This is a genomic window from Streptomyces sp. H27-C3 (genome assembly GCF_030063415.1).
Taxonomy (GTDB): domain Bacteria; phylum Actinomycetota; class Actinomycetes; order Streptomycetales; family Streptomycetaceae; genus Streptomyces.
Genome location: NZ_JASITA010000125.1, coordinates 1 through 619, shown reverse-complemented (window position 1 = coordinate 619; position 619 = coordinate 1). Strand labels below are relative to the sequence as shown.

The 619-nt window shown below is 66.6% G+C and carries 1 protein-coding gene; it reads left to right on the top strand.

The window, feature by feature from the left end:
- A partial coding sequence (locus tag QMK30_RS38370; RefSeq protein ID WP_283522957.1) for a DDE-type integrase/transposase/recombinase occupies positions 1–619 on the top strand: 619 nt, incomplete at both ends.

Sequence of the window (619 nt, the reverse complement as noted above, 5' to 3'; positions counted from 1 at the left end):
CCACCGGACCCTCGCAGGTGTTCACCTGGGACATCACCAAGGCCGCCGGACCGGTCAAGGGCATCTGGTATCACGCCTACGTCATCATCGACATCTTCAGCCGGTACATCGTCGGCCACACCGTCGAGGCGGCCGAATCAGCGGCACGGGCCGAGGAACTGATCCGCGAGACGATCACCCGCAACGGCATCGTGCCCGAGACCGTGCACGCGGACCGCGGCACGTCGATGACCTCCAGAAAGGTCTCCCAGCTGCTGATCGATCTGGGGGTGACACGGTCGCACTCGCGGCCGAAGGTCTCCAACGACAATCCTTACAGCGAGGCCCAGTTCAAGACCACGAAGTACATGTCCGACTATCCCGAACGCTTCGACTCCCTGGCCCACGCCCGCGAGTGGTTCGACGCGTTCATCGCGTACTACAACCACGAGCACCGGCACTCGGGCATCGGCTGGCACACCCCCGCCTCCGTCCACTTCGGGACCGCCGAGGAGGTCCGCGACCAGCGGGCCGTCACCCTCGCCGAGGCTTACGTCCGCCACCCCGAACGCTTCGGCCGCCGCCCCCGACCACCCGAGATACCCCAGACTGCCTGGATCAACGACCCGGCCAAGCGCCG